We start from the raw sequence: 13,190 nt of genomic DNA, 5'->3' as shown, positions 1-13,190 counted from the left end.
GGACGGGTGTGCACGACAAGATCGTGGCGGTCGGCGCCGGTGTCGCAGGCATCACCGCAGTCGAGACGCTGCGGCGGCAAGGGTTCGCTGGTCGGCTGGTTCTGGTCGGCGGCGAGCCGGGCCCGCCGATCGATCGGCCGCCGCTGTCCAAACAGGTCCTGACCGGTGCATGGGCGCTGGAACGCGCGGCGCTGCGGGAGGCGGGCCATCTCGCCGCATTGGACGTCACAGTGCGGCACGACACAGCGACCGGGCTGGACGCGTACGCCAGGCAGGTTCATCTGGCACATGGTGAGCCGCTGTCCTACGACGGTTTGATCATCGCTAGCGGCGCGGCTCCGCGTCGGCTGCCTTTCGGCCACGACCTGTCTGGAGTGCATGTCCTGCGCGACGCTGCCGACTCGACCGGCCTGCACCGGAGCATGCACGCGGCCGACCGGGTCGTGATCATCGGCGCCGGTTTCCTCGGCTCCGAGGTCGCCGCCGTGACGGCTGCCCTCGGCCGCCACGTCAGCCTGGTCGATCCCGTTGCCCTGCCGCTGCTCACCCCGCTGGGCGCGACCGTGGCGCAACGGATCGCCACCCTGCATCGGCAGAACGGTGTGCACCTCAGAACGGGTGTCACGGTGACGGGATTTCGCTCCGATACCGGCCATGTCACCGGCGTGCGACTGTCCGACGGCACCGAACTGGACGCCACGTGCGTCCTGGTGGCCATCGGCGCCCGGCCGGCTACCGGCTGGCTGGACTCGTCCGGGCTGCGGCTCGACGACGGTGTGGTCTGCGATGCGTTCTGCAAGACCGCTGCTGGTGTCTACGCCGCAGGGGACGTGGCCCGGTGGTACAACCCGCGTTACGGACGCCTGATGCGCGTGGAACATCGCACCAACGCCGCCGAGCAGGGCATTGCCGCCGCCACCAACCTGCTGCGGGGCGACACCACCCCGTTCGCCGCGCTGCCCTACTTCTGGTCCGACCAGTACGACATCAAGATCCAGGCGTACGGGGTGCTCGGCGCGGACGCTGACGTCGATCTCGACGACCTGGGCGATGGCCGGTTCGTCGCCCGCTACTCCCGCGACGGCCGGCTGACCGGCGTCCTCGGCTGGAACGCCGTCAAAGCACTGCGCCCCTACCGGGCCGAACTCCTGCAGAACGGAGAGATCCATGGAACTGCCGCCGTACCCGTTTCCCCAGCCCAGCGCACTGGAGCCGCCGCCGCAGTGGGCACAGCTGCGCGGTGAGTGCCCCGTCGCGCACATCCGGCTGGCCAGCGGCGATCAGGCATTGCTGCTGACCCGCTACGCCGACGTCAAAGAGGTGCTCAGCGATCCGCGCTTCACCCGCCAGCTCGACGCCGCCGACGCCGCCCGGGTGACCGAGAACGAGTCCGGCGGTGTGTTCGGTGCCGCGCGGGCCTCGGACATGATGACCGGCGCGGGACATCAACGATGGCGGCGCCTGGTCGGCGGCTACTTCACCGCGAAGCGGATGGCGGCCATGCGGCCGCGGATCGAGGCGATGGCCGAGGGGCTGTTGGACGCGATGCTGGATCAGGCCGCGCCGGCGGATCTGGTGTCGTCGTTCGCCTTTCCGCTGCCCGTGTGGGTGATCTGCGACCTGCTCGGCGTGCCGGACGCCGACCGGGACCGGTTCGGCCACTGGGCGGACACCATGCTCAGCCTCAACCGCTACACCCAGACCGAGATCGACGCCGCGCAGGCCGAGTTCGGGCGATACATGTGGGCACACGTCGACCGCAAGCGCGCCGATCCCGGCGAGGACCTGATCAGCGACCTGATCACGATCGCCGACAGCGACGACGGCCGCCTCTCGCAGATCGAACTGGTCGGGACCGCGCAGGGCCTGCTCATCGCCGGCCATGAGACCACCGCGAACATGATCGCCAAAATGGTCGCCATGCTGCTGGCCGACCGCAGCCGCTGGGAACGGCTGCTGGCCGAACCGGCGCTGGTGCGTACCACGGTCGAGGAGGCGCTGCGCTTCGACGCCAACCCCGGCTTCGGCATGCCGCGCTATCTGTCCGAGCCGGTCACCGTCAGCGGCACCGAACTGCCGGCGGGCACCACGGTGATCAACAGCCTGGCCGCGGCCAACCGGGACGAGGACGCCTTCGCCGTCGCCGCGGACATGGACCTTTCCCGTACACCCAATCCGCACCTCGCCTTCGGCGCCGGCCCGCACTCGTGCCTCGGGCAAGCCCTCGCCCGCACCGAACTGCAGACGGCGTTGACCGTGCTGCTGACCCGTGTCCCGAACCTGGAACTGGCCGTGCCGGCCGAGGAGCTTCCCCGCCGCGAGGGCCTGATCGTCGGTGGCATCGAACGCGTCCTGGTCCGGTGGTGAGCCGTGCACATCGAAGTTGACCAGGAGAAGTGCTGCGGCGCCGGGCAGTGCGCCCTGATCGCGCCGGACGTCTTCGACCAGCGCGATTCCGACGGCGTGGTGCTGCTGCTCGACCCGGAACCCGACGAGTCGGCGCGAGCTGTGGTCACCGAGGCGGCGAGCGTGTGCCCGGCCGCCGCGATCGCCGTGACCGGATGATCCCCTGACACAGACCGGCTCGCCTTCGCGTTGTGGACGTTCGCCGAGGTACGCCTGGTCGCCCGCGACGAGCTGACGCGGACCGGCGGCGCCATCGCCGAGGCCGGCTCGACCTACCGCACCATCGCGGCGGCGACATCGACCGGTGGAGCCAGCCACTGACCCATTGTGCACCTCTAGTGATCAAGACTGTACTCAATGTAGCTTTCGAGTCTGTCCAGAGGTGGGATGGTGGCATGGCGGGTAACGAACCGGAGCCCGATCCTCGCTCGATCGCGAGCGGCCAGGAGTTCCTCGCGGCGCTGAAGCGATTGCGGCACGGTTCCGGGCACACCATCCGGGACCTCGCACAGATGATCGGCGCTCAGGACCCCGCGCACTCGGTGTCCTCCTCGACGCTCGGAGGCTGGTTCACCGGCGCGCATCTGCCCACCCGGAAGCTGACCGGTGCGTTCGTCGGCCTCCTGGGCGTGCTCGGTGAGAAGGACGAGGCGCGGGTCGCCGAGTGGCTGGCCGCGCTCGATCGGGTGCGGGCCCAGCCCGGGCCGCGGCCGGCCGCGGCACCGTCGCCGTTTCGCGGGCTGAGCCCGTACGAGGTCGAGCATGCCCGGTTCTTCCACGGCCGCGAGAGCCTGCTCGCCGACCTTCTGACCACGGTCGAGCAGCGGCAGGGCGCGCCGGTGATCGTCGTCGGTCCGTCCGGCTCCGGCAAGTCGTCGCTGCTGCGTGCCGGGCTGATCCCGGCCTGGGGCGGCCGCGGGTATGTGCTGTTCACCCCGGGGGAGCGGCCGCTGCGGACGCTGAGCGCGCACCTCGGCGCCGACGATCCGGCCGGCCGGCTGATCGTGGTCGACCAGCTGGAGGAGCTGTTCACGCTGTGCGCCGACGCGGCCGAGCGGGCGGCGTTCGTCGCCGCGCTGCACGCCCTCGCCGCAGCGCCGAACGCCGTCGTCTACGGCCTGCGGGCCGACTTCTTCGCCCAGGTCATGCGGCTGCCCGAGCTTTCGGCGGTCCTCCAGCACGGCCAGGTGATCGTCGGCCCGATGACCGAGCCGGAACTGCGGCAGGCGATCACGCAGCCGGCGCAGCTCGCTCAGCTGACCGTGGTGCCGGAGCTCGTCGAGGTACTGCTGCGGGACCTTGCTCCACGGCAGGACACCGACGGTCGCGCCGGTCATGAACCAGGGGCGCTGCCGCTGCTGTCGCACGCACTGCTGGCGACCTGGCAGCAGGCGTCGGGCCGGACGCTCACCGTCGAGGACTACCGGGCCACCGGCGGTATCCAGGGCGCGATCGCCCAGACCGCCGAGGAGACGTTCGCGGCGCTGGACGGCGAGGCGGAGCGCACCACCGCGCGGAGGCTCTTCCTGCGGCTGGTCCACACGGACGACGAGACCGCCGACGCTCGCCGCAAGGTGCTGCACTCGGAGCTGGTACAGCCGGCGACGGGCGCGGTCGTCACCGAGGTCGTCCAGCGGTTCGCGGCGGCCCGCCTGCTCACGGTCGACGGTGACACCGTCGAGATCACCCACGAGGCCCTGCTGTGGTCGTGGCCGCGCCTGCGGGAGTGGCTCGACGCCGACCAGACCTGGCGGCGCTACCATCGCCGGCTCGCGGCCGCCGCCCGGCACTGGGAGGAGACCGGCCGCAGCATCGACGGGCTGTACCGGGGCGGCATTCTGCAGCTGGCCCAGGAGAGCACCGAAGGCCACCGCGACCAGCTCAGCGGCGTCGAGCACGCGTTCCTCGAGGCGAGCCTCGGTGACCAGCTGGCCCGGCAGGTGACGGAGCGGCGCCGGGCGACCCGCTGGCTGGTGCTCATCGCCGCGGTCGTCGTCCTCGCGCTGCTCGCCGCCGGTGTCTTCGGCTACGCCATCGAGGTCCGCCGCGCCGGGGCGGCCGAGCAGGCCCGGGCCGAGGTCGCCGCCGCGCAGTCGTCCTCGCGCCAGATCGCCGCCAAGGCCGACCGGCTGCGCGAGCAGGACGTGTCGCTCGCGCAGCTGCTGGCGCTGGCCGCCTACCGGGTGTCGCCGACGCCGGAAGCCCGCTCCAGCGTGCTCAACGCGACGGCGGCACAGGCGGTGACCCGGCGGCGGAGCCCGGCCGGCCCGGTCAAGAGCGTCACGGCGACGGCCGACGGCCGGCTGGTGGCCACCGGCACGGACGCCGGCCCAGTCCAGCTGTGGACGACGGGACTCGCCGCCGGGCGCGTGCTGACCGGCCCCGCCCAGAGCATCGTGTCACTGGCCTTCACCCCGGCCGGGATCCTGGCCGGCGGCGGCAAGGAACACACCGTCTTCCTGTGGTCCACGGCCGGCGGTGACCAGCCGGTCGGGCGGGCCGCCGGGCCGACCGACGAGGTACTGACCGTCGCGACCTCCCCGGACGGCACCGTCCTCGCCGCGGCCTCCGCGGACGGCCACGTCTACCTGTGGAACATCCGCGACCCGGCGCGGCCCGTGCTGATCGCGACCCTCCCGTCCGGCGCGCCGGCGGCCGCCCGGGGACTCGCGTTCACCCCCGACGGCCGCACCCTGGCATCCGGCGGCTACGACTCCGACGTCCGGCTGTGGGATCTCGCGAACCCGGCCCGGCCGGTGCTCGCCGCGACCATGACCGAGCCCACCAGCAAGGTCTTCGCGGTCGCCGTCAGTCCCGATGGCCGGCATCTCGCGGCCGGAACAGGAGCCGAGCATAACGTGTACCGCTGGGACATCACCGATCCGCGCCGGCCCGTGCCGGACGGGCCGCCGCTGAGCGGCCCGGCCAGCTGGATCAACACCCTCGGCTACAGCCCGGACGGCGGCACGCTCGCCGCCGGAAGCTCCGACAACAACCTTTGGCTGTTCCCGCTCGGACCGGCCCGCGGCCCGGTCCGGCTGCCCCACCCCGATCCGGTCACCACCGCGTACTACGAGCCGGACGGGACGCTGCTGACCGTGGCGAGCGACGGGACCCTGCGCTCGTGGCACCTGCCCGGACCGGTCATCACCGGCGCCGGCGACTCGGTCTTCGCCCTCGGCTTCGACGGCACCGGCCACCGGCTCGCCGTCGGCGCGGGCGCCGCCGACAACAGCCTGGCCGTCTGGGACGTCACCGACCGGGACCGCCCCCGGCCGGAGCGGGCGCCGCTGCACAACCCGCCGGAGGCCAGCCGGTACGTCGGTACGGCCGCGCTGACCCCGGACGGCCGGGTGTTCGCGGTCGGCCGGGAGGACGGCAGCCTCGAACTGTGGGACGTGAGCCGGCCCGGCGTCTGGCAGCGGCTCGGCCCACCCCTGGCGGCCGCCGGAGCCCTGGCCGAGTCGATCAGCATCAGCCGCGACGGGCGGCTGCTGGCCCTCAGCGCCGACGACAACAGCACCCACCTGTTCGACATCGGCGACCCGGCCCGCGCCACCCGGGTGGCGGTGCTGCACGGCACGACCGCTGGGATCGTGTACCAGTCCGCGTTCAGCCCCGACGGCCGGCTCCTGGCCATGGCGAGCAACAACCACGACGTCTACCTGTGGGACATCGCCGACCCGGACCGGCCGCGGCTCACCGCCACCGTCAAGGGCTCCGCCGAGCCGAACTTCACCGCCGCGTTCAGCCCCGACGGGCACATCCTCGCGACCGGCGGCGTCGACAAGACCGTCCGGCTGTGGGACGTCACGAACTCCGCAGATCCCCGGCCGGTCGGCGTCCTCACCGGCCCGGTCGGTGAGGTGTACTCGGTCGCCTTCAGCCCCACCCGCGGTGTCCTCGCCGCAGGCAGCACCGACAACACGATCTGGCTATGGGACGTGCGCGACCCGCGCGATCCGGGTCACCTGGCGACCCTCACCGGGCCGACCGACGCCGTGCTCAGCGTCGCGTTCGCACCGGACGGCGCGACCCTCGCCGCGGGCGGCCACGATCGAGCGGTACGGCTGTGGAACACGGATCCGGAAGCGGCGGCCGCATGGATCTGCGCGACCGCCGGCTTCCCGCTGACCCAGGCGGAGTGGCAGCAGTACATTCCGGACCTGCCGTACCGCATGCTCTGCCGGTGAGGCCCTACGGCGCGGTGTAGCAGCCCGCGTAGAACCAGCCGATGTAGTGCTGGTTGCCGAGCCAGTCAATCGACGAGGCGTGGAAACCGGCGCAGACCTGCACGCCCGGGTTGGCGTCCACGGTGTAGGTCCAGTTCGTGCCCGGCACGCCGTACTGGCTGGGGCCGCCCGGGTTCCAGGCCGACTGGGTGAGCGCCAGTGAGGTGCTGGCGCCGCCGATCCGGGTGAGCCGGCCCCAGCCGACCCGGCCGCAGCCCGAGGCGTAGCGCAGCTCCTCACGCATGGTCACGCCGCCGACGTTGAAGTCGGTGTACTTCGGCGTACCACCGGTGCCGCAACCGGCCGGGTCGACGCCCGCGGTGCCGGCGTGGGCCGGGGCGGCCCCGCCGGCCAGGACGAGGGCGAGCGAGGCGACGGCGAGCGTGCCGGAGCGGGTGATTGCTGTTCGAGTCCGCATGGGGTAGTCCCTTCCGCAATGCATGCCCGCCACGGGCGGCGGGCCGTGGACCCACCGTCGTGAATCGCCGCGGCAGAGGTCCATACCCTGCGGCGATGTCCGGACAAGCTCGTACGGCCGGTGCGTTCGGAGTTGTCCGGACATCGCGCCGGTGGGTTTCCGGCGGCATGGCCCGGGCCCACGATCGTCGGCATGGGAGACCCGAAAGTCCTTCAGGCCCAGCAGTGGGTCAACGCGACCTACGGCCACATCACCGGCTACAACCCGTGCCCCGAAGACGGCCGAACCGGCTGGGCGACGATGTTCGCCCTCATCGAGGGGCTGCAGCACGAGCTGGGCATCAGCCCGGTCGTGGCGAGCTTCGGACCGACGACCGCGGCCCGCTTCGCCGCGCTCGGTGAGATCGGTCCGGATTTCCTCAACCCGCCGAACCCCAACATCGTCACGATCCTGCAGCACGGGCTGTTCTGCAAGGGCTACTGGGGCGCCGACACCTACGGGCAGTACACCGGCACGACCGTGACGGCGGTCCAGAGCCTGCGCTCGAACATGGGCATCCCGGCCGCTAACGGCACCGTCGACGTGCGGATCGCCAAGTGCATCCTCAACATGGACGCCTACGTGATTGTCGCTGGCGGTACCGACAAGATCCGTGACGTCCAGCGCTGGCTCAACGGCCGGTACTGGCAGCGGGACGCCTACACGATCGGCCCGTGTGAGGGCATCTACTCACGCGACGTGCAGAAGGCCCTCATGATCGCCCTGCAGTACGAGCTGGGCCTCAGCCCGAACGGCAACTTCGGCCCGGGGACGCAGGCCGGGCTGCGGGCGCATCCGCTCAACGTCGGCGACACCGGCATCTTCGTCGAGCTGTTCTCCGCCGCGTGCATCTTCAACGAGCCCGTCCTCGTCGACGTGCCCGCCGTGGAGTACCGCACGAACAGGCGCAGCACCTACGACGCCACGCTCGCCACCTTCGTCCGGGCGTTCCAGCGGTTCTCCCAGCTGACTCAGAGCGGCGCCGCCGACTACCAGACCTGGGCCCAGCTGCTGGTCTCGATGGGCGACGCGGACCGCCCGGCGGAGGGCTGCGACACCCGGTTCGAGATCACCGCCACCCGCGCGAGCTGGCTGTATGCCAACGGCTACCGTGTCGTCGGCCGCTATCTCTACGACCCGCCCGGCTCCACCCTCGACAAGGAGATCAAGCCCGGCGAGCTGCAGACCATCTTCAACGCCGGGCTGCGGGTCCTGCCGATCTACCAGGACAACGCCCGGGAGCTGTCGGACTTCACCTTCGTCAGCGGCTACCAGCACGCCGTCAACGCCCACGACCTCGCCGTCGGCTACGGCTTCAACCAGGGCACCGTCATCTACTTCGCGGTGGACTACGACGCCACCCAGGACGAGATCGACGCGGCGATCATCCCCTACTTCCAGGGCGTCGCCGCCGGCCTGTCCAGCCGGGGCAAGCGGTACGTGCACGGCGTCTACGGCTCCCGCAACGTCTGCGCCGACGTCACCGACCGCACGTTCGCGCGCTGCTCGTACGTCTCCGGCATGTCCTGGGGCTTCTCCGGCAACCTCGGCTTCCCGCTGCCGGCCAACTGGTCGTTCAATCAGATCAAGGAGTTCCAGGTCACCAACGGTACCGACGTCTTTGACCTCGACCGGGACGTGTGGCGCCGTGACATCGATCCCGGCACCGCGTCGGTCAACGACGCCGCCGGGGTCGCCGACACCTTCATCGCCTACATCCAGCAGCTGTACGACCTCGCCGTCGCCTACGGCGGCCCCCGGTCACCATCGCAGCTGGTGATGGAGTTCGTCCGGCAGGAGACGTACGGCACCCAGAACATCATCGACGAGATCGGCTGGGCGTACCTCATCGGCGACTTCGACGCGGGCTTCGTCGCCTACGCCCGCGACCACGGCGTCAGCGTGTGGAAAACGTTCAAAGACCCGTACAGCGGCTACGACCTCGGCGCCGAGCACCTCATGGCGACCGCCAACGGCCATTTCGCCAAGCCGCAGCCCACCGACCGTGCCGACGCCAACGGCGGCGACGTCGCCGGCTGGGCCGGTGACCTGATGACGTTCTACGCCGACTGGCGTCGGTCCGAGGAACAGTACGCCTCGGGCGAGGCGTTCGCCGCCGCCAAGCTCGCCAAACCCAACGTGTCGTCCGAGTTCGGCTTCAACGACCTCGTGGAGGACGCCGACGGGTACCTCATCGCCCGGGCGGTCCGCTCCGGCCGGACGATCGTCGAGGCGGTCCGCGACCACTACGCCAACGGCGGCGGACTACACCGGTTCCGCGACTACCGAAACGCCCGATGGGGTACCGCGGCCAACTGCTTCGACGCCGCATACACCGCCCTCACCAAGCTGGACCCCACCCTCGGCATCGCCCGCAAACAGCTCATCACCGCCAAGGGCGTGGCCCTGCTGCCCTCGCTCCTGGTCGAGCTGCCGGGCGGACAGGCGAAGCTGGCCGGCTTCGTCCAGGGCTTCGCCACCGCATTGCAAGATCGCATCACGCTGGAGGGACCGTGACCGTTGAGGTTTCCCGACGCCTGCTCCTAGCCGCGGCCCTCGCCAGCGCCGGAGCCGCAGCCCTGCCCGCCGGGCGGGCGCACGCGGCTCCGCCTGGCTGGCGCCGCAGTACCTCGGCGAACGGATGGCCGATCCTGAACCAGGCGGCCTGGCACCCGATCGAGGGCAGCGGCCAAAGCGTCCGCCTCGCCGACGGCGCCCCGGCCGTCATCCTCACCTACGTCGCCCGGCGGCTGCACTACGAATTCGACCGCCTCCGCCCGGGCGACATCGTCGGCATGACGGGCCCGGTGACGGTGGACTATGAGTCAAACGCACTGTCCGGGACGGCGTTCACGTTCCGCGTCCACGCCTATCCGCTGGACGTCCGGGGCGGGCTGTACCCGGCCGAGCTCGCGGTGGTCCGCGACATCCTCGCCGAGTTGGCCGGCGCCGTCACGTGGGGCGGCGACGCCACCCGCCCGAAGGAGTCCCACTTCCAGATCGCCCACCCACCCGGCCATTCCGAGCTCCGGCGCGCGGCCGGGCGCATCCTCGCCGCGCCCGGCGCACACCCGGCCTACATCCGCCATTCGTGACACCAGAGGAGGGCAAGGAAGATGAAGCCGAGAGTTGTGGTGGCGGCGCTGTTCGCAACCGTCGCCGGGGCGGTCGCCGGCCCGGGCGTCGCACACGCCGGACCTGACGCGGACGCCAAGGACCCGTATGCGTACGGATGCACCGGCAATGCGTCGGTGGTCGCCAGCGCGCCGGTGATCACGAATGCCGGCGCGACGCTGGGCACGGCGTACCTTTGGTACAGCTGGTCATGCGGCACGAACTGGTCCGCGGTCCGGGCGAGCGTCAACTCCAATGGGGTCGGCCAGCTCACGACCAACACCGTCAAGGCGTCGTATCCGTTCGAGTGGCAGCCGTACACCTGGACCGGCTACTTCGTCGCAGGGTCGCGCAGCTGGAGCGACATGATCTACGCCCCGACATCGTGCGTCACAGCCAACGTCTTCATCCAACTCGGCAACGGCGACGTCGGCGAAGCGTACTTGACCGACCCGACCTGCTGAGGCGACCACCCGGAGTTACAGCCGACGTCGAGCTCGACGTCCCGCTGCATCACCGTGCCGCTGCGTCTGCACGCGAGCGTCACGACCTGTCCCGGTCGATGGTTCCAGATCTCGGCGACGAACTCGTCGCCGATGCGGATCGCCGTGCCCGGCACCTCGATCAGCTCGTCACCGACCTGCAGGCTCCGGCGTGGCCGGACCGCCCGGGATCTGGGCGAAGTGCTCGTCCACGTGGGTGACAGGATGCCGCCCTGCGCAGTTCCGGTGTCGGTTTCCCGCAGCTGCCGATCCTGTCCGAGGACGCCAGACCGAGCACCAGCCCAGACCCCGGCACAGGCGACAGTCCCATGGCTGCTGCGGCAGCCGACCTTTCCACGTCACCACCATGCGACCGGCCTACGCGAGCAGTTGGACCGCGGCGGCAGCGTCATAGCCCCTCGACACGCATCGGCACACACGCTGACGTCGCGGGCTCGTTAAGTGCCGAGATAGCGCAGGATCGCCAGCACGCGGCGGCTGTAGCCGGTGGTGTCCGACAGGTCGAGCTTGTCGAAGATGGTGTTGACGTGCTTTTCGACCGCGCTCTGGGAAACGTGCAGGCGTTCGGCGACAGCGGCGTTGGTGTGTCCCTGGGCCATGTGGTGCAGCACGTCGCGTTCGCGCGGCGTGAGGCGACTGAGTGGGTCGCCGTGGCTGGTGGCGGACAACAGTTGGCGGACGACTTCCGGATCGAGCGCAGTGGTGCCGGCCGCGACGCGGTCGAGCGCGTCGAGAAAGTCGTCCACCTGGGCGACGCGGTCCTTCAGGACGTAGCCGACGCCCTCGGAACGGTCGGCGAGCAGTCGGGCGGCGTAGCGCTTCTCGACGTATTGGGAGAGGACCAACACCCCGATACCCGGCCAACGGCGGCGGATCTCCAGGGCTGCGCGCAGGCCGTCATCGGTGTTGGTGGGCGGCATGCGCACGTCGGTGACGACGACATCGGGCTGGTGCTGCTCGACGGCGGTGAGGAGTTGGTCGGCGTCCGCAGCGGCGGCCACCACCTGGTGGCCCTCGTCGGCAAGCAGGCGAGCCAGTCCTTCCCGCAGCAGTGTGGAATCTTCGGCGAGGACTATGCGCACGGCAGTTCCACCTTGATGCCGGTTGGCCCACCGATCGGGCTGTGTACCTCGAACCGCCCGTCCAGGGCGATGACCCGGCGTGCGAGACCCTGCAGGCCACTGCCCTGCGGGTCGGCGCCGCCAATACCGTCGTCACGCACCAGCATCTCCACTCCCGTGCCTCGGGCGCTGATCTCGATGCCGATCACGGTAGCGCGGGCATGTTTGGCGGCGTTGGTGATCGCTTCGCAGGCGACGAAGTACAGCACGGTCTCCACGGCCCGGGGCGGCCGGACCGGAACGGTATAGCTGATCTTGACCGGGATGGTCGAGCGTTGCGCGACCAGGGCCAGGACTTCGCCGAGGGTGCTGTGGTCGAGTGCCGACGGGTAGACCCGCCAGGCCGCCTCCCGCAGTTCGTCGATGGCGTGTTGGGCGTCCTCGTGCGCCTGGGCCAGGAGCTCCCGCACGGTGTCGGGATCGCGGCTGCGCCGGGCGCGGCCGAGCTGCATGCCGAGCGCGACGAGACGCTGCTGGAGCCCGTCGTGCAGGTCGCGTTCGATGCGTTGCCGCTCGGCGTCGACGGCGGCGATCACTGCGGCCCGGCTGGCGGTCAGCTCGTTGATCCGCCGCTGCAACGCCTCCCGGCTGCTGCCCTCCAGCAGGGTACGGGCCAGCCGCCGGTCCAGGGCGGCGACGCTGGCGATCGCCTGCAGATTCACCACCAGTAGCGCCGACCCGATGAGCACCTGCAGCAGCAGCTGCGGCACGGTCATGGTGCCGACCACGACCGAGCGCACCACGATCGCAGCGAGCACCAGACCAACGGCGAGCAGGCCGACCGTGAGCGCACCAAGCGCGCCGGGCAGCAGCCGCGCCGCCAGGAAGCCGAGTGCGCGAGCGTCGCTGACCTGCACCGGCGGCGGATCGGGCTGGCCAGCGAACCGCGCCAGGCGGCGCCGTTCATACTCGACGACCCGCCGTACGTATCCGAGGATCGCCGGGGCAACGCGGCGGCGAGCGGCCGGTGCGACCACAGCACAGGCCGTGACCACCCCGGCCAGCAGCAGCAACAGCGCCTCAACGGCCGCGGTGAGCACACCGACCGCCACACCAGCCAGCGGCCGGGCACCCTCGGTCACGGCCGCTAACCGTGACCGGCGGTGCGACGCCTCGTGGTCTGCCACGTTGCCCGCCCCCTCCTGTTGCTGCTCGCCTGCTTACAGCGGCCGGACACCGAGCCGGGTGCCCGGCCAACCCAACCTAGCCACCGTGCAGGCTGTGCTGCGCGGTCGCCTTGACGGTGCCCACCAGCCCGCCGCCGACCAGGCTGGCCACCACGAAGGCCAGCCACACCGCGGTCGCCAGCCCTGGGTGGTTGGCGCTCCACCGGCCGACCCGGGTCGTGAACGGCTGA

Annotated in this window: 11 protein-coding genes; 8 read left to right on the top strand and 3 right to left on the bottom strand. The window is 71.2% G+C overall.

The window, feature by feature from the left end; genetic code table 11:
* The first annotated feature begins 8 nt into the window (after positions 1-8).
* From ACQPY0_RS41495 to ACQPY0_RS41475, 5 genes are all read left to right on the top strand, one after another.
* Positions 9-1,244: an NAD(P)/FAD-dependent oxidoreductase gene (locus tag ACQPY0_RS41495; RefSeq protein ID WP_432973868.1), complete on the top strand. Its 1,236-nt coding sequence runs from the start codon at positions 9-11 to the stop codon at positions 1,242-1,244.
* Positions 1,168-2,367, top strand: coding sequence for a cytochrome P450 (locus ACQPY0_RS41490; protein WP_432973866.1), 1,200 nt, complete (start codon positions 1,168-1,170; stop codon positions 2,365-2,367). Before ACQPY0_RS41495 ends, ACQPY0_RS41490 begins: the two co-directional genes overlap by 77 nt.
* 3 nt (positions 2,368-2,370) lie before the next feature.
* Entirely contained in the window at positions 2,371-2,565 is a 195-nt protein-coding gene (locus ACQPY0_RS41485; RefSeq protein WP_432973864.1) for a ferredoxin, read from the top strand.
* Positions 2,566-2,595: 30 nt separating this feature from the next.
* Positions 2,596-2,727 carry a hypothetical protein gene (locus tag ACQPY0_RS41480; protein WP_432973862.1) on the top strand — a complete coding sequence of 44 codons (132 nt, stop codon included), beginning with the start codon at positions 2,596-2,598 and terminating at the stop codon, positions 2,725-2,727.
* Between the two features lie 74 nt (positions 2,728-2,801).
* Complete coding sequence (locus tag ACQPY0_RS41475; RefSeq protein WP_432973860.1) at positions 2,802-6,599, top strand: hypothetical protein; 3,798 nt, start codon at positions 2,802-2,804, stop codon at positions 6,597-6,599.
* Between the two features lie 4 nt (positions 6,600-6,603).
* Here the strand turns inward: ACQPY0_RS41475 and ACQPY0_RS41470 are convergent, their stop codons facing one another.
* Positions 6,604-7,056, bottom strand: a complete 453-nt coding sequence (locus ACQPY0_RS41470) for a hypothetical protein (protein ID WP_432973858.1) — start codon at positions 7,054-7,056, stop codon at positions 6,604-6,606.
* Between the two features lie 192 nt (positions 7,057-7,248).
* Here ACQPY0_RS41470 and ACQPY0_RS41465 point away from each other — a divergent pair, with 192 nt between their 5' ends.
* From ACQPY0_RS41465 to ACQPY0_RS41455, 3 genes are read left to right on the top strand one after another with little or no spacing between them, the layout of a single operon-like run.
* Entirely contained in the window at positions 7,249-9,612 is a 2,364-nt protein-coding gene (locus ACQPY0_RS41465) for a glycoside hydrolase domain-containing protein (RefSeq protein WP_432973857.1), read from the top strand.
* Positions 9,609-10,190: a hypothetical protein gene (locus tag ACQPY0_RS41460; protein ID WP_432973856.1), complete on the top strand. Its 582-nt coding sequence runs from the start codon at positions 9,609-9,611 to the stop codon at positions 10,188-10,190. Before ACQPY0_RS41465 ends, ACQPY0_RS41460 begins: the two co-directional genes overlap by 4 nt.
* 21 nt (positions 10,191-10,211) lie before the next feature.
* On the top strand, positions 10,212-10,673 hold the full coding sequence (locus ACQPY0_RS41455) for a hypothetical protein (protein ID WP_432973854.1): 462 nt from the start codon (positions 10,212-10,214) through the stop codon (positions 10,671-10,673).
* 476 nt (positions 10,674-11,149) lie between these two features.
* Here the strand turns inward: ACQPY0_RS41455 and ACQPY0_RS41450 are convergent, their stop codons facing one another.
* Together ACQPY0_RS41450 and ACQPY0_RS41445 are read right to left on the bottom strand one after the other, a co-directional pair.
* Positions 11,150-11,794, bottom strand: a complete 645-nt coding sequence (locus ACQPY0_RS41450) for a response regulator (protein WP_432973852.1) — start codon at positions 11,792-11,794, stop codon at positions 11,150-11,152.
* A complete protein-coding gene (locus ACQPY0_RS41445; RefSeq protein WP_432973850.1) occupies positions 11,785-12,915 on the bottom strand; it encodes a sensor histidine kinase in 1,131 nt (376 codons plus the stop codon). The genes ACQPY0_RS41450 and ACQPY0_RS41445 overlap by 10 nt, the downstream gene beginning before the upstream one ends.
* Positions 12,916-13,190 lie beyond the last annotated feature (275 nt).

The sequence above is a fragment of the Dactylosporangium sp. CA-233914 genome (assembly GCF_050942935.1).
GTDB lineage: Bacteria > Actinomycetota > Actinomycetes > Mycobacteriales > Micromonosporaceae > Dactylosporangium.
The sequence above is the reverse complement of the archived record's forward strand: the minus strand, read 5'-3'. Positions and strand labels throughout refer to the sequence as shown.

What these genes read in the sequence shown, in the direction of transcription:
- ACQPY0_RS41490 (WP_432973866.1), top strand. Translation starts at nt 1,168, where the DNA reads ATGGAACTGCCGCCGTACCCGTTTCCCCAGCCCAGCGCACTGGAGCCG.
- ACQPY0_RS41475 (WP_432973860.1), top strand. Translation starts at nt 2,802, where the DNA reads ATGGCGGGTAACGAACCGGAGCCCGATCCTCGCTCGATCGCGAGCGGC.
- ACQPY0_RS41470 (WP_432973858.1), bottom strand. Translation starts at nt 7,056, where the DNA reads ATGCGGACTCGAACAGCAATCACCCGCTCCGGCACGCTCGCCGTCGCC.
- ACQPY0_RS41465 (WP_432973857.1), top strand. Translation starts at nt 7,249, where the DNA reads ATGGGAGACCCGAAAGTCCTTCAGGCCCAGCAGTGGGTCAACGCGACC.
- ACQPY0_RS41455 (WP_432973854.1), top strand. Translation starts at nt 10,212, where the DNA reads ATGAAGCCGAGAGTTGTGGTGGCGGCGCTGTTCGCAACCGTCGCCGGG.